Genomic DNA, 19482 nt, shown 5'->3' with positions numbered 1-19482 from the left:
ATTAAGGCCGGAAATCGGCCTTATTTGAGTTTTAACAGCCTTCTTTTTACCTCGGTATTTTGCTGCTCTACTTTTGCTATATTTTCTTGTGCATCTTTAAGCATATACACAGGATCTCCACCGGTGTCTATATTAAAAAAATCAAGCAGCTTTTGATAGGTCTTTTTAAGCCCCTTGGTAAAATTAGGAAACTGCTCGGAAAAAGCTTTTGCCGCTGCTTGTAATGATGGTGTTTTATTGTAAATCTCAGTTGCACCTCTGATATTGATCAATATTTGCTCTCTTAACTCTTTTTCAGCCTCTCTTTTACTTTCCATTCTATTAATCAGATCGATAGCACCGTTCACATCTTTCAAAATTTCATCTGTGGCAATAGCTGCCGCCTCCAATAGCTCTATATTGCTCTGTAAGGCTCGATTCTGGTGGTTTTTTTCATTCTCTAACTCAGCCTGAAGGCGTTCGATCTCGGCTTGCTTTTGAGCAATAAAATCGTCTTTTTCAGCGTGCTTTTGATGCGTCATATCCTTGGATATGCCACGCACAAATCCCAACGGCTGGAAAACCTGACCAGCCAGATCCTGAAGCTTTGACCAAGCAGATTCAGATCCACGCTGCTGGAGCTCACGCAACGGGGCTTTCCCGGTCTTAAAATCGTGATTAAAGAAAATCAACTGAGCGTGGTAATTGATCTTCAACTCCCCCGTTTCTGGGTCTTTATAACCTTCATCCGCGTGAAATGCCCAACCAACAGGCTCTAGCCCAGTTTGAACCTTAACCTGCTCCATAAAATCATCGATGTGATTGGATACAACACGCTTGTATTGCGGGTTTTCCATTAACAATTCAAATTGATCGCGGGAGAATGCCAAAACACCATCGATAAAAGTGTTAGCGTTCTTTTGTAGCTTCTTTCCTTTGTGCTGCTCTGCTTGTGCATAGATATCTTTGTATTTATCTGTAATTGAATATCCACAATCAAAATTATTTTTCTGCAACTCTTTAATTGAGTTTTTATTCTCAGCAAAGACACGCTGAACGTGTCCTATTTCACCTTCGGATTGACTGTTTTTGTAGTACTTGGCATTAAAAGAAACGTAGTTATTCATAAGCAATTTAATTGTTCGTCACTTATGTTTTAACACACAATAATATTATTTCAAGTGGTGCTTTAAAGCATCATCATCTTCTAAGTGCTTTAAAATTCTCACGCTTGCAAAGCGTCTGTTTTCACAAGCAAAGGCAAAAAGCAAAAGCGTGTTTTAGCCCACTAAAACACTCTGCGAGTGTGTGGGTGCTCCGCAGGCAACTGGTCGTTGAGACAGAAGCATAAAAGCGAAAGCAAAAGCAAAGCCGTGGCATTTAGTTTGTCGCACTGCTTTAAACTTCAACCCACGCGAAACACATATTAGGCCACGGATTTGACTTTCAATATTCAAATGGTATAACTAAGAATAAGTGAACCCCGAATACGGTTAGTATTCAGGGTTCGGTGTTGATACTGATAGCAGCAGTTTCAACTTGCAATTAAAGTTATAACATACAAATTAACTTATTCAAGTCAACCTGCCGCAAAAATCTCAAATCATAATAATAAATTTCAGTATTCACACCTTGGACAATGTAGGAAATACAGTGATTGTTTCGTTGTTCAAGCGAAGAGAAGTAAAACGGGGATACTGAAAATTTCTCAACCCGCCAGCCATATAGCAATATATGTTGAACAGGGTTTCAGTGTGGTGCTAATACAGCCATTAAGTGTTCAAAGTCTAAAATGAGTATTACATATTTAGACCCCGAGCTAAAAAGTTCAGGTAGAGCGATACTGATTTTAAATCATAAAGTCAGGAAGACCAGCTTTGCCCGAGCTTTATTCTGGTAAGAATAAAAGCGAAGGGCAAGGCTGGAAAAGATAAAAGCGAAAACCCCTTAGGGTTTTCAAGACACGCACACGTATGGGCACACACGTACACATACCCGTGTCATGCCCGCATACACCTATCCACAACACACTTACCTATCACACTCAAACCTATTATTTTCTCCAACCTCAAAAAACGGTCATTTATGAGTGTGTCTTTCTTAGATGATAGTAAAACACCAACGAGATAAGAAAACGCTTTAAAGGCATGTTCCCGTGAGCCTTTTTATGCTTATTGGTTTTTTTTCAAACAAGAGGCAGGGTTCGGAAATTTTCTTTTTTTGACTTGACCCTACCCATACGTCTGGAGTTGAAATTAAACTGAGAGCGTTTTTTTTGAATTTTTCGATGATTTTTTTCGCGAGTTAGTTGCAAAACACAACTAAGAGAATTTCCATAAATGTCGATTAGGGTCGGACCATAATCGCAATTAAGGTTGGACGGTAAATATATTTTTGATTTGCTATTGACACTGTTTTTTACCGTATTTAAGCCATAATTTCGTGCTTCAAAAAAACAGATTATCAAAAAAATTATATAATCCCATAAAAATATTTTGATTTTTTATTAAGAATAGCGTCGGACTATAAAATTTATGAGACCTCATCAAAATCTCTCAAAAAATTACAATTTGAGTTTACGACGAATTTCTCTTTTGATTTTTAATAACTGCTCAATTTTTATGCTTGAACAAGTTCAAGCACAAAAATCGACCTTTGCTATTTGAACCACAACCATCTATAAGATACAATTTATTTTCACCTCAGGAGCTTTTAAGATGGAATACTTAATCGGGGCAGCAATTGCCGGCATTCTCATTTTTCTCTTCATTGTCAAAAGGAAAACAGATAGCTTCAACCAGTTATCTCGACTTCCATTCCCCGCTTGGCACTCTGTTTATTCATCTAGTCAGATGCCCGAAACACTTGGAATGGCAAGAGCGTTGATTCTCCAAACCTTCCATCTTGCAGCCGAGTTTGGAGTTCTTAGTCAAAGCGAAAAGAAGGAGCTTGATGCAGGCTCAATGAAAGAAGACCCCATGAAAATTGTTAATGAGTGGTTCGAGCATGCACTCCCTAATGTAGTGAACGTTATTGATGAGCGAGAATTGGCTGCATCCGAAGCTCGTTTAGTTGGTGTATTCATGCTGGTATCCCTTAAAGGGGTCAACCCAGAGGGTGAGCTTCGACGGTTCCTACAACGCTTCAATCACTGACCGACAGAACGATCACAAAATGTGTGACATAACCCCCTACCATTGGAGTCGGGGCACATCGTCATCTCCCGTGCCCGCGACCGGGTGAGCTTCCCCGCGCGCTTTCAATTGGTGGCCGCGATGAACCCCTGCCCCTGTGGCTACATGGGCGAACCCAGCGGGCGCTGTCGTTGTACGCCGGAGCAAGTCCAGCGCTATCGCAACAAACTCTCCGGGCCGCTGCTGGACCGGATTGACCTGCACCTGACGGTTGCGCGGGAAAGCACCGCGCTGAATCCAACGCCTCAAGCCGGCGACGACACAGCGAGCGCATCAAGGCAAGTCGCCGAAGCCCGCGAGCGCCAACAACGGCGCCAGGGCTGCGCCAATGCCTTTCTGGATCTGCAGGGATTGCGCAAGCACTGCCAACTGTCGAAGATCGATGAAGGCTGGCTGGAGACTGCCTGCGAACGGCTGACGCTATCGCTACGGGCGGCGCACCGCTTGCTCAAGGTGGCACGGACCCTGGCAGATCTGGAGCAGACGGAAGCAATCGCTCGTCACCATCTGCAAGAGGCCCTGCAGTATCGGCCAGCGGCGATTACTTAAGCCATACGCACATCAAAAATGTGGGAGCGGGCTTGCTCGCGAATGCGGTGGGTCAGTCAATAAAACCGGTGACTGACACTGCGCCTTCGCGAGCAAGCCCGCTCCCACAATTTGAACTGTGGCGTATCAACGGAAGCGGTCGACCTCTTGGCGCAAGCCTGCCGCCAACGTCTCCAGCTCCTTGGCCGTAATCGCCAGGTTCGACACCACTTCACGCTGCTCACTGTTGGCCAGCGCAATGCTCTGCAAGTTGCTGCTGAGCAACGTCGCCGTGCTGCTCTGTTCCTGGGTCGCCGTGGTAATCGCGGCAAACTGCTGCCCCGCCGAGCGGCTTTGCTCGTCGATACGCGCGAGGGCCGAGGCCACGTCGGCGTTGCGCGACAGACCTTCCTGCATCAGCACATTGCCGTGCTCCATGGTGGTGATGGCGTTGCCGGTTTCCTGCTGGATGCTCTGGATCATCCCGGAAATCTCGTCGGTGGCCTGGCGGGTGCGCGACGCCAGGTTGCGCACCTCATCGGCGACCACGGCAAACCCACGGCCCTGCTCACCGGCGCGGGCGGCTTCGATGGCGGCGTTGAGTGCCAGCAGGTTGGTCTGATCGGCAATGGAGGTAATCGTGCCGACAATTCCGCCGATTTCCTGGGAACGCTGGCCGAGGGTGTTGATCACCGTGGCCGTGCTGTTCAGCGCGGTGGCGATATGTTCCAGGGACGACGAGGCCTCTTGCATCGAGTTGCGACCGATGCGCGTCTGCTGGGCGTTTTCCTGGGCGAGGCGCTCGGTGTTGCCCATGTTGTCGGCGATGTTCAACGAGGTGGCGCTGAATTCTTCCACGGCGCCGGCCATGCTGGTGATCTCGCCCGACTGCTGCTCCATGCCTTCATAGGCACCGCCAGACAACCCGGACAACGCCTGCGCCCGGCTGTTGACCTCTTCGGCCGCCTTGCGGATATGCGAAACCATGGTCGACAACGCTTCGCCCATCTGGTTGAAGCTGCGCGCCAGTTGGCCGATTTCGTCATGGCTGGACACGTTCAAGCGCGCGCTCAGATCACCGGCGCCCAAGGCCTCGGCTTGGCGCACCAGGTCGCTCAATGGCTGCAATTTGCTGCGCAACAGCCAGACAGCCGCGCCGACCGCCAGCAACATCGCCAGCACGCTGCCGATCACCAGGCGAATCCCCACGGCCCAGGTGACTGCACGGATCTCTGCCTTCGGCATGCTTGCCACCACCGACCACGGGCCGCCCTCGAACGGCACCGCGACGCTGTAGAAGTCTTCGTTCTTGTCGCTCCAGAAGCGCCCGGCACCCGGCTTTTTCGCCAGGTCGAGCACTACCGGGATCGCCTGGTCCAGCGCCTGCACGCCTGCCGGTGGCACCAGCCACTTCTTCTGCTCATCCAGCAACGCCAGGGAACCGGTGTGGCCGATGCGGAAGCGCTTGAGGTTGTCGAACTGGGCGTTCTGCGCGTCGGTGTAATCGAAGCCCACGAACAGCACGGCAATGACTTTTCCTGCAGCGTCGCGTACCGGCGTGTACTGGGTCATGTAGGAACGTTCGAACAACACCGCACGGCCGACATAGCTCTGCCCGGCCAGCAGGCGTTGATAGGCCGGGTGCTGGTGATCCAGCGCTGTGCCGATGGCGCGGCTGCCATCCTGTTTGGTCAGGGAGGTGCTGATGCGGATAAAGTCCTCGCCGTTGCGCACAAACACCGTGGCCACGCCGCCCGAAGTGTCCTTGAACTCATCGACTTCGGCGAAATCGTTGTTCAACAGGTCGCTACCCAGGTAGAGGCTCGGGGTCTGTACGCCGGCCACAGTCACCGGCTGGTCGGCACGTACACTCAAACCGGCACCGAAGCGCTTTTCGAACAGCCCGCTCAATCGCTGGGTGCTTTCGCGCAAGGTGCTGTGGAAAGTGTTGAGTTGGTCGGCGAGCAGACGTGCTTCGCTGGCCAGGTGTTCCTCGCGGGTGTCGAGGTTGGCAGAGTCGAGGGAACGCAAGGCAAACACGGTACTGCCGCTGATGACGACAGCCAGAATCACGGCGAGTGCGAGGCCTAGCTGGGAGGCAATCCGGGCGCGAGGTTGAGACATGACAGCTCCTGGCCGAGGCCAGGATCATCCTGATCTCATAGCGCTGCTCGGCAATTTATCTAGTGGGAAGCGTTGGGGCACGATGGTTCCAACACACCTACTTCGGCGTGCGCGGGCAATACTTGAGCGATTCACAGGGTTATCGCGCAAACGATTGCACTAACGGTAGTGCACGCATGCTTACAGGCGCTCGACCTCGGGCAATTCCATGGCCTTGACCTCGCTTTGCAGGAAGTCCGCCAAGCGCCGCAATCGCTCACCGCCGGGGCGGGTTTTCGGCCACACCAGGTAGTAACTTTCCCCACTGGCCACAGCGGTAGGCCACGGCAGGCTCAATCGCCCCTGGGCCACGTCTTCGGCCACCATCAACAAATCCCCCATGGACACGCCGTAACCCCGCGCGGCGGCGATCATGCCCAGCTCAAGGGTGTCGAACACCTGCCCGCCCTTGAGCGAGACCTGCGACGACAAGCCCATGCGCCCCAGCCAACTGCGCCAGTCGCGACGGTCGGGCGTGGGATGCAACAGCTCGGCCGTCGCCAGGCGTGCGGCGTCCCATGGGCCGTCGTCCAGCAGGTTCGGCGCGCCGACCGGGATCAGCAACTCAGGATAGAGATAGCACGCGTCCCAATCCGCCGGGAAATGCCCGTAGCTCAACAGCACCGCGCAGTCGAAGGGCTCCTGGTTGAAGTCCACTTCATCCACGTTCATCCACGCGCTGGTCAGTTGCACCTCGTTGCCCGGCTGCAAGGCGCGGAAACGACTGAGCCGCGCCAGCAGCCAGCGCATGGTCAGGGTGGAAGGCGCCTTCATGCGCAGGATGTCATCTTCGGCGTTCAAGGTATGGCAGGCGCGCTCCAGTGCCGCAAACCCCTCACGCACGCCGGGCAACAACAGGCGTGCGGCTTCCGTGAGCTGCAAGGTGCGGCCGCTGCGCTGGAACAGGCGGCAGGCGAAGTGATCCTCCAGGGTGCGGATATGTCGGCTCACCGCACTTTGCGTAATCGACAGTTCTTCTGCCGCGCGGGTGAAGGAGTTGTGCCGGGACGCGGCTTCAAAGGCCCGCAGGGCGTAAAGAGGAGGAAGACGACGGGACATGAGGAAAGCTCCGACAGCAGGATGGCGAAACCCTACCAGAATCAATCAGGCATGAGTTTTAATCATGCGAATGATCGCTTTTATCCCTTTGTGCAATCGGCCGAGAGCGCCGAGAATCAACCCTTCCACAACCCTCTGACTATTTGAGCGTGATGATCATGCAGCATCCGGCACGTACCGAACTCTGGGCCATTCTGCGGCTGTCGGGGCCGTTGATTGCCTCACAGTTGGCGCACATGCTGATGGTGTTGACCGACACCCTGATGATGGCCCGCTTGAGCCCCGAAGCCCTGGCCGGCGGTGGCCTGGGTGCGGCCAGCTACTCGTTCGTGGCGATTTTCTGCATCGGCGTGATTGCCGCCGTGGGCACGCTGGTGGCGATTCGTCACGGCGCGGGCGATATCGAAGGCGCCACCCGCCTGACCCAGGCCGGGCTGTGGCTCGCCATGCTGATGGCCCTGGCGGCGGCGTTGCTGCTGTGGAACCTCAAGCCCGTGCTGCTGATGTTTGGCCAGACCGAAACCAACGTGCAGGCGGCGGGGCAATTCCTCACGATCCTGCCCTTCGCCCTGCCCGGCTACCTGAGTTTCATGGCCTTGCGCGGCTTCACCAGCGCCATCGGCAAAGCCACGCCGGTGATGGTCATCAGCCTGTGCGGCACGGTCATCAACTACCTGCTCAACCATGCCTTGATCGAGGGCATGTTCGGCCTGCCGAAACTGGGCTTGATGGGCATCGGCCTGGTCACGGCCATCGTCGCCAACGGCATGGCCCTGGCGCTGATGTGGTACATCCGCAGCAACCGTGCCTATGCCGCTTACCCGCTGGGCACGGGCCTGCTGCGCCTCAATACCACCTACCTGCGCGAGCTGTGGCGCCTGGGCCTGCCGATTGGCGGCACCTATGCGGTGGAGGTCGGGTTGTTTGCCTTCGCGGCGCTGTGCATGGGCACCATGGGCAGCACGCAGTTGGCGGCGCATCAGATCGCCCTGCAGATTGTCTCGGTGGCGTTCATGGTGCCGGCGGGGATGTCCTACGCGGTGACCATGCGCATCGGCCAGCATTACGGCGCCGGGCAGTTACTGCAGGCGCGCCTGGCTGGCCGGGTCGGTATCGGTTTTGGGGCGACGGTAATGCTCGGGTTTGCCGCCGTGTTCTGGTTGTTGTCCGACCCGCTGATCGGGCTGTTCCTTGACCACAATGACCCGGCGTTCCACGACGTGATCGTGCTGGCCGTCAGCCTGTTGGCCGTGGCAGCGTGGTTTGAATTGTTCGACGGTGTGCAGACCATCGCCATGGGCTGTATCCGTGGGCTGAAGGACGCCAAGACCACATTCCTGGTGGGCCTGGGTTGCTACTGGCTGATCGGTGCGCCAGCGGCGTGGTTGATGGCGTTCACCCTGGGCTGGGGGCCGACCGGTGTGTGGTGGGGCCTGGCGCTGGGGCTGGCGTGTGCGGCGGTGAGCCTGACGTGGGCGTTTGAGGCGAAGATGAAGCGGATGATTCGGCGGGAGCCGCAGGTTCGTGCTGAGTTCCAGGCGATGCAGCCTGACTAGGAAATGTACGCGGTCAGTGTGGGAGCTGGCTTGCCTGCGATGCTGACAACTCGGTCTTCCAGCAAAACCGAGGTGATTCAATCGCAGGCAAGCCAGCTCCCACACAAACCAGCTGCCACAGTTAACCGGGTTTGCAATTCAGCCAAGCAGTGCTTCCCGGCCTTTGCCATAGGTGAGGTACTCCACCAACTCCGGCAACGGCAACGGTTTGCTGATCAGATACCCCTGGGCCTGGTCACACCCAAACAAGCGCAACAACGCCAGCTGCTCAGGGGTTTCCACACCCTCGGCCACCACTTCCAGGTTGAGGTTGTGGGCCAGGTTGATCATCGCGTGCACCAGCTTGCGGTTCTCTTCGCGCTCTTCCATGCCGCCGACAAAGCTCTTGTCGATCTTCAACAACGCTATCGGCAGGCTGTTGAGGTGCACGAACGATGAGAAGCCGGTGCCGAAGTCATCCAGGGAAAACCGCACGCCGAGGCGGCCAAGGGCGTCCATGGTCTGCTTGACCAGGTCGCTACGGCGCATCACCGCAGTTTCCGTCAGTTCGAATTCCAGCCATTGCGCTTCCACGCCACGTTCGGCAATCAGCCGGCTGAGGGTGGAGAGCAATTGGCTGTCCTGGAACTGACGGAACGACAGGTTGACCGCCATGTGCAGCGGCGGCAGGCCGCGTTCGCGCAAGTCCTGCATGTCGCGCAGGGCGCGGGAAATCACCCAGTAGCCCAACGGTACGATCAGGCCGCTTTGTTCGGCCAGGGGCACGAACTCGCTGGGCGGCAACAGGCCACGTTCGCCGTGGCGCCAGCGCACCAGGGCTTCGAGGCCGACGATATGCCCGTCGTCCAGGTCCAGGCGCGGCTGGTAGTGCAGTTCCAGTTCATCACGGCGCAAGGCGCGGCGCAGCTCACTTTCCAGGTCGGCCAGGCTGCGCGCGTTGCGGTTGATGCGTTCGTTGAAGATATGAAAGGTGCAGCCTTGGGTGCTTTTGGCTTGCTGCATGGCGATATGCGCGTGCCACATCAGCGGGTCGGCGCCGGCGCTGGCACGGGCGTGTGCCACGCCCAGGCTGCAACCGATCAGCAGGCTTTCGCCATCGACCCAATAGGGTTCGGCCATGACTTCGGTGATGCGCTCGGCCATCCACTCGGCTCGCTGGGGCGCACGGCGGGTGTCGATCAGCAAGGCGAATTCATCGCTGCCCAGGCGCGCCAGTTGATCACCGGCCTCCAGCTGGCTCTTGAGCCGCGAGACCACTTGCAGGATCAACCGGTCGCCGGCCTGGTGGCCGAGGGCGTCGTTGGCATGGCGGAAGTTGTCGAGGTCCAGATGACCGAGGGCCAGGCCGCGCCCTTCGTTCTCGGCCAGCCGCGCCGCCAGCAGGGTCTGGAAACCCTGGCGGTTGGCGATACCGGTGAGCGGGTCCTGTTCGGCCAGGCGTTGCAGGGTGGTTTCCAGCACGCCGCGTTCGCGAACGTGGCGCAGGCAGCGGCGCAGGGTGTCGGCGTCCAAGGCGGTCTGCACCAGCCAGTCGCTGACCCCCAGCGGTGAAACCAGCGGTTCCTGCTCCAGCAGCAATACGCACGGCAAGCTGCAACGGCCAGGGCCAGGTTGCAGGCCTGGCGTGGTCAATAGCACGGCACCGTGGTCGTCATCGAACAGACGACTTACGGAATCCCAATTTGGCGCGCTGATCAGCACAGCCCCATCGCCCATCGGCGCCAGGCACTCGCGCAACAACGCTGCCCACGCGGGCTCATCGGCCAGCAGCAGCAAACGCAAGGGTTCGACAGGCGTAGACAAGCTAGCTCCCTAGACTCTGCAAGAATTCGTTGGCGGCGGGCATTATGACGTGCGGCCTGATAATCACCAATGATAGGGGTTATCAAACACGCAGGTTGTAAACATTAGTCTCAATTGCCCTGACATCCTGCGGCAAAGTAGCAAAACCGGCAAATTTAGATCGAGTGGTACGTCACACTGTCGTTCTGACAGAGCAGAATCCTGCCAGCCTGTTAAAATGCCCGCCCTTTTGAATAACGACTCCTAAAATTCTGTATGTCCCGACTCAATCCCCGGCAGCAAGAAGCCGTGAACTACGTCGGCGGCCCTCTATTGGTGCTCGCCGGTGCTGGCTCCGGCAAGACCAGCGTGATCACCCGCAAGATCGCGCACCTGATCCAGAACTGCGGCATCCGTGCCCAGTACATCGTCGCCATGACCTTTACCAACAAGGCGGCGCGGGAAATGAAAGAGCGCGTCGGCACCCTGCTCAAGGGTGGCGAGGGCCGTGGCCTCACCGTGTGTACCTTCCACAACCTGGGCCTGAACATCATCCGCAAGGAACACGTGCGGCTGGGCTACAAGCCAGGCTTCTCGATCTTTGACGAGACCGATGTGAAGTCGCTGATGACCGACATCATGCAGAAGGAATACGCAGGCGACGACGGCGTGGACGAGATCAAGAACATGATCGGCGCCTGGAAAAACGACCTGATCCTGCCGCCCCAGGCCCTGGAAAACGCGCGCAATCCCAAGGAACAGACCGCCGCCATCGTCTACACCCACTATCAGCGCACGCTCAAGGCGTTCAACGCGGTGGACTTCGACGACCTGATCCTGCTGCCCGTGAAGCTGTTCGAGGAACACGCCGACATCCTCGAAAAATGGCAGAACAAGGTGCGCTACCTGCTGGTGGACGAATACCAGGACACCAACGCCAGCCAGTACCTGCTGGTGAAAATGCTCATCGGCAAACGCAACCAGTTCACCGTGGTGGGCGACGACGACCAGTCGATCTACGCCTGGCGCGGTGCGCGCCCGGAAAACCTGATGCTGCTCAAGGACGACTACCCGTCCCTGAAAGTGGTGATGCTGGAGCAGAACTACCGCTCCACCAGCCGCATCCTGCGCTGCGCCAACGTGCTGATCTCGAACAACCCCCACGAGTTTGAAAAACAACTGTGGAGTGAGATGGGCCACGGCGACGAGATCCGTGTGATCCGCTGCCGCAACGAAGATGCCGAAGCCGAACGCGTGGCCGTCGAGTTGTTGACCTTGCACCTGCGCACCGACCGGCCCTACAGCGACTTTGCGATCCTGTATCGCGGCAACTACCAGGCCAAGCTGATCGAGCTGAAGCTGCAGCATCACCAGATTCCGTATCGCCTGTCGGGCGGCAACAGCTTTTTCGGACGCCAGGAAGTGAAAGACCTGATGGCGTACTTCCGGCTGATCGTGAACCCGGATGACGACAACGCCTTCCTGCGCGTGATCAACGTGCCGCGCCGCGAAATCGGTTCCACCACCCTGGAAAAGCTCGGCAACTATGCGACCGAGCGCAAGATCTCGATGTACGCCGCCACCGACGAAATCGGCCTCGGCGAACACCTGGACACCCGTTTCACCGACCGCCTGTCGCGCTTCAAGCGCTTCATGGACAAGGTCCGCGAGCAGTGCGCCGGCGAAGACCCGATCAGCGCCCTGCGCAGCATGGTCATGGACATCGACTATGAAAACTGGCTGCGCACCAACAGTTCCAGCGACAAGGCCGCGGATTACCGCATGGGCAACGTCTGGTTCCTGATCGAAGCGCTGAAGAACACCCTGGAAAAAGACGAAGACGGCGAGATGACCGTCGAAGACGCCATCGGCAAGCTGGTGCTGCGCGACATGCTGGAGCGCCAGCAGGAAGAGGAAGACGGCGCCGAAGGTGTGCAGATGATGACCTTGCATGCGTCCAAGGGCCTGGAATTCCCCTACGTGTTCATCATGGGCATGGAAGAGGAAATCCTCCCACACCGCTCCAGTATCGAAGCTGACACCATCGAAGAAGAACGCCGACTGGCCTACGTGGGCATCACCCGCGCCCGCCAGACCCTGGCCTTCACCTTTGCCGCCAAGCGCAAGCAATACGGCGAGATCATCGATTGTGCCCCCAGCCGGTTCCTCGACGAACTGCCGCCGGACGACCTGGCCTGGGAAGGCAATGACGACACCCCGACCGAGGTGAAGGCCGTTCGCGGCAACACCGCCTTGGCGGACATACGCGCGATGTTAAAGCGCTAGAATCGACTACTTTTTAATCTACTTTCGGCGCGCATTGCGTCAACAGAGGAAGCTTTCGTGGAAGCACTGCACAAGAAAATTCGCGAAGAAGGCATCGTGCTTTCCGATCAGGTACTCAAGGTCGACGCCTTTCTGAACCACCAGATCGATCCGGCGCTGATGAAACTGATCGGCGACGAATTCGCTGCGCTGTTCAAGGACTCGGGCATCACCAAGATCGTCACCATCGAAGCTTCGGGCATTGCGCCGGCGATCATGACCGGCCTGAACCTGGGCGTACCGGTGATTTTTGCGCGCAAGCACCAATCCCTGACCCTGACTGAAAACCTGCTGTCGGCGACCGTTTACTCGTTCACCAAGCAGGTGGAAAGCACCGTGGCGATCTCCCCGCGCCACCTCACCAGCAGCGACCGCGTGCTGGTGATCGACGACTTTTTGGCCAACGGCAAGGCGTCCCAGGCGCTGATTTCGATCATCAAGCAGGCCGGCGCGACCGTCGCCGGCTTGGGGATAGTGATCGAGAAGTCGTTCCAGGGTGGCCGTGCGGAGCTGGATGCGCAGGGTTATCGGGTTGAATCGCTGGCGCGGGTGAAGTCGCTGGCGGGTGGTGTGGTGACCTTCATCGAGTAAGTGGCAACACTGCACTTCTCAAGTGGGCACAGTTAAATGTGGGAGCTGGCTTGCCTGCGATAGCGGAGTGTCAGGCGACATCAATGTCGCTGTACCACCGCTATCGCAGGCAAGCCAGCTCCCACAGTTGGTTTTGTGGTGTTTGTTAGTGTGCGGTGGCCTGTAGGCCGGCGAGCAAGAGCCGCTGATACAGATCTTCTTTGAGCCCCTCCGGGGTATCCAACCCCATCCGCTTCAAGTGCCCGGGAAACACCTCCGGCTCCGGCGCATCCAATGCCGCCTTGCCCAACTCCAAAATCTCCGTCAGCTTGAACTTGCTCTTGAGCCAGTTCAACGCGCGCAACAGATCCCGCTCTTCATCGCTGAAATCGCTGCCCAGCGGATACTCCGGGAACAACCGCGAATGCCGCGCCTGAATCGCCTTGAGGCGCTCCGGCGTATTGTCGGCAAAGCGCACATCCAACTGGAAATCCTTGGGCAACTTGCCGGCCTTTTGCGCTTGCTCGATCAAATCGCCCTGGAAACGTGAGTCGGTGATATTGAGCAACGCCTCGATCACCTTGGCATCGGTCTGACCGCGCAAATCGGCGATGCCGTACTCGGTGATGACAATATCCCGCAGGTGTCGGGGAATGGTGCAGTGGCCGTAGTCCCAGACGATATTGGAACTGACCTCCCCCGCCGATTCGCGCCAGCTGCGCAGGATCAGGATCGACCGCGCACCTTCCAGCGCATGGCCCTGGGCGACGAAGTTGTATTGCCCGCCGACACCGCTAAGCACGCGGCCATCTTCCAATTGGTCAGCCACACCGGCGCCGAGCAAGGTCACCATGATCGCGCTGTTGATAAACCGCGCATCCAGGCGTTGCAGGCGCTTGAGTTGTTCCTGGCCGTACAGCTCGTTGATGTAGCTGATGCGGGTCATGTTGAATTCAAGGCGTTTGCTGTGGGTCATTTCCTGTAGGCGCTGGTAAAAACTGCGCGGACCGAGGAAGAAACCGCCGTGGATCGAGACGCCATCGGGTTGTGCCGCCTCATCGAGCAGGCCAGCATTGGCTTGCTCCTGGGTCGCCACATCCGGGTAGACCTTACGCCGCACAATCCCGGCATCCGCCAACACCAACAGGCCGTTGACGAACATTTCGCTGCAACCGTAAAGGCCACGGGCGAAGGGATCGACGCCACCTTCATGGCTGATCAATGGCGCCCACTGATACACATCGAGGTCGGTCAGCAGCAAGCGATAAGCTTCGTTGTCGGCCTGGCGCGCCAACAGTGCAGCGGTCAGCGCATCGCCCATGGAGCCGATGCCGATCTGCAAGGTGCCGCCATCGCGCACCAGGGTGCTGGCATGCAGGCCGATAAAGTGATCCTGGAAGCCCACCGGCATATTTGGCGTGGAGAACAGCGTGGTGCTGTCTTTTGCGTCGATCAGGTAATCGAACGCGTCCATACCCAGCTCGGAATCGCCGGGCATGTAGGGCAGATCGGTATGGACCTGGCCGACGATCAGGATAGTTTCGCCGGCATCGCGGCGCTTGGTGATCATCGGCAGCAGATCGAGGGTGATGTCCGGGTTGCAACTCAGGCTCAGGCGATCGGGGTGTTCGCTGCTGCTGGCCACCAGTTGCGCCACCAGGTTCAGGCCGGCGGCGTTGATATCGCGGGCGGCGTGGCTGTAATTGCTGCTCACGTAGTCCTGCTGGGCCGAGGTGCTGTGGAGCAGGCTGCCGGGCTGCATGAAGAACTGCTGCACATGGATGTTTTTGGGCAGGCTGTCTTTGCGCAGGGCGGCGAGGAAATCCAGCTCGGGATAATCACCAAACACCCGCTCGATAAAGGGTTCGAGAAAACGCTTCTGCAAGCCGTCACCCAGCGGTGGGCGGCCGAGGCTGAGCGCGGTGTAGATCGTCAGCGCCCGCTCCGGCAGCTGGGCGATGCGCCGGTACAGCGCATTGACGAACAGGTTCGGCTTACCCAGACCCAGGGGCATGCCCATGTGGATATGCGCCGGCAAGCGCGCCAATACGTCGTCAACTGCTTGCTCGATTGAACACAACTGCACCATCCGACCCTCCTGAACATTCCGTGATTAGGGGTTGGACAGAGAGTGGCGTGTGTTTGCTGCAAAGAACAGCCCTGAAACAAAAATCGCGGGCACAAAAAAGCCGCTCGTAAGCGGCATTTTTGACGAAGATCGGCGGATTAGAGCCCGGACATCTTCTTGATGGCACCTTTCAGGTCGTCATCCGAGCAATCAGCGCAGGTGCCTTTCGGCGGCATGGCGTTGATACCGGTGATCGCCTTGGCCAGGATGCCGTCGAGGCCGCCCTGGTGATCGGCGCGCTCTTTCCAGGCGGCGGTGTCGCCGATTTTCGGCGCGCCCAGCAGGCCAGTGCTGTGGCAGGCGTTGCAGTGCTTGGCGATGATCTCATCCGGGGTTTTCGCCCCGCCGCCGCCAGCGACAACCGCGACCTCCATCCCCTTGCATTCCTGGCCCTGGACGCAGACTTGGCCGACAGGCTCCAGGCGCTTGGCAATGTCGTCATTGGTCGCAGCTTGAGCGCTGACAGCCCATAGGGCCAGTACGGTTGCTGGTGCAGCCAGCATTTTCATAATTAGGTTCACGCGTTCACCCTCAATGGTGGCTATTCACGCCTGCGGCCACGGTTTCGCAGGCGGCGAAAGTATAACGGTTAGCCCGCCTGGCCGAAACAACCCTATTAAATAAAGGGAGATTCGGCTTCACGGATACGGCTGCGGGTGTGTCTGCAACGCTGGCAGCACGCCTCTTTTCTTAAAAGTTCGCGGGTGTGGCTGCGCTGATTAGTCGCGCCGGCACGTCGAACGGATTGCGAAAACGATGGGGCTTGGTGCTTTCAAAGTAGTAGCTATCGCCCGCTTCGAGCACAAAAGTTTCAAGACCGACCACCAATTCCAGGCGGCCCTCCACCAGAATCCCGGTTTCTTCGCCTTCGTGGGTGAGCATTTCTTCGCCCGTGTCGGCGCCCGGCGGGTAGATTTCGTTGAGAAACGCAATCGCCCGGCTTGGGTGCGCCCGGCCTACCAGTTTCATGGTCACGGCGCCGTCAGAGATGTCGATCAGCTCATTGGCTTTATAGACGATCTGCGTCGGTATTTCCTGGAGGATCTCCTCGGAAAAAAACTCGACCATGGACATGGGGATGCCGCCCAGCACCTTGCGCAAGGAGCTGATCGAGGGGCTGACGCTGTTTTTTTCGATCATCGAAATGGTGCTGTTGGTGACACCCGCGCGCTTGGCGAGCTCGCGCTGGGAAAGACCCTTCAGTTTACGGATGGATTGCAGTCGTTCGCCGACGTCCAATGCAGGAGCCTCCTAGGATTCAGGCTTTGTTGTAATTGAGCGTTATCATGGCGACAGCGTTCAGTATTTACAACACTTGGGCCTAAATCCCGGGTAGCGACGTTCGTGCCTGGCGCTCAGTCGCCGGAATAGAGCCTTGGCACCCGGCGCAGGTTGCAGAAGATCTGGTAGGGAATGGTTTCCGCCGCCACGGCGATGTCGCTGGCAAGGATATTTTTGCCCCACAGCTCCACCGTTGCACCGAGGCCGGCCTGGGGCACGTCCGTCAGGTCGACGCACAGCATGTCCATGGACACGCGACCCAGCAATTGGCTGCGCTGCCCGGCCACCAGCACCGGCGTACCGGTCGGCGCATGACGCGGGTAGCCGTCGGCATAACCCATGGCCACCACACCGATGCGCATCGGCTTGGGCGTGATGAACCGCGCGCCGTAACCCACCGGCTCGCCGGCCGGCAGTTCGCGTACGCAGATCACTTTCGATTCCAGGGTCATTACCGGCTGCAAACGTGCGGCCACGGCCTGGTCCTCGCCAAACGGCGTGGCGCCATACAGCATGATGCCGGGGCGTACCCAGTCGCTGGTTACGTTCGGCCAGCCCATCACCGACGGAGAGTTGCGCAGGCTGACCTCAGCGGACAAGCCCTGACGCGCCGCTTCAAATACGGCCACTTGCTCATCGCTGCGCACGCAATCGAGTTCATCGGCGCGGGCGAAGTGGCTCATCAATACGATCTTGGCGACTTTGCCGCTGGCCAGCAGGCGCTGGTACGCCTCGTGGTAGTCCTTGGGATGCAGGCCGACGCGATGCATGCCCGAATCCAGCTTGAGCCAGATGGTCAGCGGCTTGCTCAAGCGGGCTTGCTCGATCGCGTCCAACTGCCACAGCGAATGCACCACACACCACAGATCATGTTCGTTGATCAGCGGCAGCTCACTGGCTTCGAAAAAACCTTCCAGCAGCAACACCGGCGCACGAATACCGGCAGCGCGCAGCTCCAACGCTTCTTCGATGCACGCCACGGCAAAGCCGTCGGCTTCGGCTTCCAGCGCCTGGGCCACGCGCACGGCGCCATGGCCGTAGGCATCGGCCTTGACCACGGCAAGGGCCTTGGCCCCCGTGACTTCACGGGCCAATTGGTAGTTGTGGCGCAGGGCTTGGAGATCGATCAGGGCACGGGCAGGACGCATGGCGGCAGGCTTCTAGGCGGCAGAGTGAAGAAAAACCGGTGCCGCCCAATATCGTCGGCACCGGGAGAGGATCTGGGTTTACGGCAGTGCGGCCACGACGGACAGCTCTACCAGGATTTCCGGTTCGCACAGCTTGGCTTCAACCGTGGCGCGGGCCGGGGCGACGCCTTTGGGCAGCCACTTGTCCCACACCGCGTTCATGCCGGTGAAATCGGCATCGATGTCCTTCAAGTAGATCGTCACCGACAGCAACCGGGTCTTGTCGGTGCCGGCCAGGTCCAGCAAACGCTCGATATTGGCCAGGGTTTCACGGGTCTGCTGTTCAATCCCGGCATTCATGTCGTCGCCGACTTGCCCGGCCAGATACACGGTACCGCTGTGGACAACGATCTGGCTCATGTGCTCATTGGTGAGCTGGCGCTGGATTGACATGTTGTGCGGACTCCTGGTGGTTGCCGTAACGGGAAATATCGAGGCCTGCGGCGCTGATCTGTGGGGTTTTCTTCGCCATCAGGTCGGCCAGCAAGCGGCCCGAGCCACAGGCCATGGTCCAACCGAGGGTGCCGTGGCCGGTGTTCAGGAACAGGTTCTTGAACGGCGTGGCACCGACAATCGGCGTGCCGTCGGGTGTGGTCGGGCGCAGGCCGGTCCAGAAGGTGGCCTCGCTCAAATCGCCGCCCTGAGGATAAAGGTCGTTGACGATCATCTCCAGGGTTTCGCGTCGGCGCGGGTTCAGCGACAGGTCAAAACCGGCGATTTCCGCCATGCCGCCGACGCGGATGCGGTTGTCGAAACGGGTGATCGCAACCTTGTAGGTCTCGTCGAGAATGGTCGACGTCGGTGCCATCGCCGGGTTGGTGATCGGCACAGTCAGCGAGTAACCCTTGAGCGGGTACACCGGCGCCTTGATCCCCAGCGGCTTGAGCAGCTTCGGCGAGTAGCTGCCGAGGGCCAGCACGTAGCGGTCGGCGGTTTCCAGCTTGCCGTCGATCCACACGCCGTTGATGCGTTCGCCAGCGTAGTCGAGGCGCTGGATGTCTTGTTCGAAGCGGAACTCCACGCCCAGCTGCCTGCACATTTCGGCCAGGCGCGTGGTGAACATCTGGCAGTCGCCGGTCTGGTCATTCGGCAGGCGCAGGGCACCGGCGAGAATGTCGGTGACACTGGCCAGGGCTGGCTCTACACGGGCAATGCCGGCGCGGTCGAGCAGTTCGAACGGCACGCCGGACTCTTTCAGTACGGCGATGTCCTTGGCGGCGCCATCCAGTTGGGCCTGGGTGCGGAACAGTTGGGTAGTCCCCAGGCTGCGGCCTTCGTAGGCAATACCGGTTTCGGCGCGCAGTTCGTCGAGGCAGTCACGGCTGTACTCGGACAGGCGCACCATGCGCTCTTTGTTCACGGCATAGCGGCTGGCGGTGCAGTTGCGCAGCATCTGCGCCATCCACAGGTATTGATCAATATCGGCGGTGGCCTTGATCGCCAGCGGCGCGTGGCGCTGCAGCAACCACTTGATGGCCTTGAGCGGCACGCCTGGCGCGGCCCATGGCGAGGCGTAGCCTGGGGACACCTGGCCGGCGTTGGCGAAACTGGTTTCCATCGCAGCGGCGGGCTGACGGTCGACCACGACCACTTCAAAGCCGGCCCGCGCCAAATAGTAGGCACTGGTCACCCCAATGACGCCGCTACCCAAGACCAGAACGCGCATTTTTATATCCTCATCGCGGCTTGACCGCCGACGTGTGTTATTCGAGCAATGATGAGCGCAGTGT

General features: G+C 58.1%; 14 protein-coding genes and 1 pseudogene. 5 read left to right on the top strand and 10 right to left on the bottom strand.

Annotated elements, in window-relative coordinates; genetic code table 11:
- Positions 1 to 20 precede the first annotated feature (20 nt).
- Entirely contained in the window at positions 21 to 1106 is a 1086-nt protein-coding gene (locus J1G37_RS04630) for a hypothetical protein (protein WP_207040359.1), read from the bottom strand.
- A gap of 1590 nt (positions 1107 to 2696) precedes the next feature.
- Between J1G37_RS04630 and J1G37_RS04625 the strand changes: the two genes are divergently transcribed.
- Together J1G37_RS04625 and J1G37_RS04620 are read left to right on the top strand one after the other, a co-directional pair.
- Positions 2697 to 3134 (top strand): hypothetical protein, encoded by a 438-nt coding sequence (locus J1G37_RS04625; protein ID WP_106735045.1) that lies wholly within the window; start codon positions 2697 to 2699, stop codon positions 3132 to 3134.
- A gap of 39 nt (positions 3135 to 3173) precedes the next feature.
- A pseudogene (locus tag J1G37_RS04620) lies at positions 3174 to 3722 on the top strand (ATP-binding protein); the annotation flags it as partial.
- 126 nt (positions 3723 to 3848) lie between these two features.
- On the opposite strand, the gene J1G37_RS04615 reads toward J1G37_RS04620, so the two are convergent.
- Together J1G37_RS04615 and J1G37_RS04610 are read right to left on the bottom strand one after the other, a co-directional pair.
- Positions 3849 to 5825 (bottom strand): methyl-accepting chemotaxis protein, encoded by a 1977-nt coding sequence (locus J1G37_RS04615; protein ID WP_207040357.1) that lies wholly within the window; start codon positions 5823 to 5825, stop codon positions 3849 to 3851.
- Positions 5826 to 6005: 180 nt separating this feature from the next.
- Entirely contained in the window at positions 6006 to 6923 is a 918-nt protein-coding gene (locus J1G37_RS04610) for a LysR substrate-binding domain-containing protein (protein ID WP_207040356.1), read from the bottom strand.
- A gap of 152 nt (positions 6924 to 7075) precedes the next feature.
- Here J1G37_RS04610 and J1G37_RS04605 point away from each other — a divergent pair, with 152 nt between their 5' ends.
- A complete protein-coding gene (locus J1G37_RS04605) occupies positions 7076 to 8479 on the top strand; it encodes a NorM family multidrug efflux MATE transporter (protein WP_207040355.1) in 1404 nt (467 codons plus the stop codon).
- Between the two features lie 138 nt (positions 8480 to 8617).
- On the opposite strand, the gene J1G37_RS04600 is transcribed toward J1G37_RS04605, so the two are convergent.
- The gene (locus tag J1G37_RS04600; protein WP_207040354.1) at positions 8618 to 10282 is read right to left on the bottom strand and encodes a bifunctional diguanylate cyclase/phosphodiesterase; all 1665 of its coding nucleotides are present in this window, start codon (positions 10280 to 10282) and stop codon (positions 8618 to 8620) included.
- A gap of 255 nt (positions 10283 to 10537) precedes the next feature.
- On the opposite strand from J1G37_RS04600, the gene rep reads away from it, so the two are divergent.
- Entirely contained in the window at positions 10538 to 12547 is a 2010-nt protein-coding gene (gene rep / locus J1G37_RS04595; RefSeq protein ID WP_124526901.1) for a DNA helicase Rep, read from the top strand.
- A gap of 57 nt (positions 12548 to 12604) precedes the next feature.
- Positions 12605 to 13177 (top strand): xanthine phosphoribosyltransferase, encoded by a 573-nt coding sequence (locus J1G37_RS04590; RefSeq protein WP_124526902.1) that lies wholly within the window; start codon positions 12605 to 12607, stop codon positions 13175 to 13177.
- Positions 13178 to 13322: 145 nt separating this feature from the next.
- Here J1G37_RS04590 and J1G37_RS04585 read toward each other — a convergent pair whose 3' ends face one another.
- The 6 genes from J1G37_RS04585 to dadA form a co-directional block, all read right to left on the bottom strand.
- A complete protein-coding gene (locus J1G37_RS04585; protein WP_207040353.1) occupies positions 13323 to 15245 on the bottom strand; it encodes an acetyl-CoA hydrolase/transferase family protein in 1923 nt (640 codons plus the stop codon).
- A gap of 137 nt (positions 15246 to 15382) precedes the next feature.
- Complete coding sequence (locus J1G37_RS04580; RefSeq protein ID WP_026136673.1) at positions 15383 to 15793, bottom strand: c-type cytochrome; 411 nt, start codon at positions 15791 to 15793, stop codon at positions 15383 to 15385.
- Positions 15794 to 15974: 181 nt separating this feature from the next.
- Positions 15975 to 16523, bottom strand: a complete 549-nt coding sequence (locus J1G37_RS04575; RefSeq protein ID WP_003176893.1) for a cupin domain-containing protein — start codon at positions 16521 to 16523, stop codon at positions 15975 to 15977.
- A 116-nt stretch (positions 16524 to 16639) separates the two neighbouring features.
- Complete coding sequence (alr, locus tag J1G37_RS04570) at positions 16640 to 17713, bottom strand: alanine racemase (protein WP_207040352.1); 1074 nt, start codon at positions 17711 to 17713, stop codon at positions 16640 to 16642.
- A gap of 78 nt (positions 17714 to 17791) precedes the next feature.
- Complete coding sequence (locus tag J1G37_RS04565; RefSeq protein WP_207040351.1) at positions 17792 to 18145, bottom strand: RidA family protein; 354 nt, start codon at positions 18143 to 18145, stop codon at positions 17792 to 17794.
- The gene (dadA, locus tag J1G37_RS04560; protein ID WP_207040350.1) at positions 18117 to 19418 is read right to left on the bottom strand and encodes a D-amino acid dehydrogenase; all 1302 of its coding nucleotides are present in this window, start codon (positions 19416 to 19418) and stop codon (positions 18117 to 18119) included. Before dadA ends, J1G37_RS04565 begins: the two co-directional genes overlap by 29 nt.
- Positions 19419 to 19482 lie beyond the last annotated feature (64 nt).

Origin of the sequence: Pseudomonas sp. Marseille-Q1929, from assembly GCF_017316265.1 — a bacterium.
In the GTDB taxonomy this organism is placed as follows: Bacteria; Pseudomonadota; Gammaproteobacteria; order Pseudomonadales; family Pseudomonadaceae; genus Aquipseudomonas.
Note: the sequence above shows the minus strand (reverse complement) of the source record. Positions and strands in the feature narration are given on the sequence as shown.

Excerpts from the sequence above, each read along its gene's own strand:
- J1G37_RS04625 (WP_106735045.1), top strand. The coding sequence starts at position 2,697 with ATGGAATACTTAATCGGGGCAGCAATTGCCGGCATTCTCATTTTTCTC.
- J1G37_RS04585 (WP_207040353.1), bottom strand. The coding sequence starts at position 15,245 with ATGGTGCAGTTGTGTTCAATCGAGCAAGCAGTTGACGACGTATTGGCG.
- J1G37_RS04580 (WP_026136673.1), bottom strand. The coding sequence starts at position 15,793 with ATGAAAATGCTGGCTGCACCAGCAACCGTACTGGCCCTATGGGCTGTC.
- J1G37_RS04605 (WP_207040355.1), top strand. The coding sequence starts at position 7,076 with ATGATCATGCAGCATCCGGCACGTACCGAACTCTGGGCCATTCTGCGG.
- J1G37_RS04615 (WP_207040357.1), bottom strand. The coding sequence starts at position 5,825 with ATGTCTCAACCTCGCGCCCGGATTGCCTCCCAGCTAGGCCTCGCACTC.
- J1G37_RS04565 (WP_207040351.1), bottom strand. The coding sequence starts at position 18,145 with ATGTCAATCCAGCGCCAGCTCACCAATGAGCACATGAGCCAGATCGTT.
- rep (WP_124526901.1), top strand. The coding sequence starts at position 10,538 with ATGTCCCGACTCAATCCCCGGCAGCAAGAAGCCGTGAACTACGTCGGC.
- alr (WP_207040352.1), bottom strand. The coding sequence starts at position 17,713 with ATGCGTCCTGCCCGTGCCCTGATCGATCTCCAAGCCCTGCGCCACAAC.
- J1G37_RS04610 (WP_207040356.1), bottom strand. The coding sequence starts at position 6,923 with ATGTCCCGTCGTCTTCCTCCTCTTTACGCCCTGCGGGCCTTTGAAGCC.
- J1G37_RS04630 (WP_207040359.1), bottom strand. The coding sequence starts at position 1,106 with ATGAATAACTACGTTTCTTTTAATGCCAAGTACTACAAAAACAGTCAA.
- dadA (WP_207040350.1), bottom strand. The coding sequence starts at position 19,418 with ATGCGCGTTCTGGTCTTGGGTAGCGGCGTCATTGGGGTGACCAGTGCC.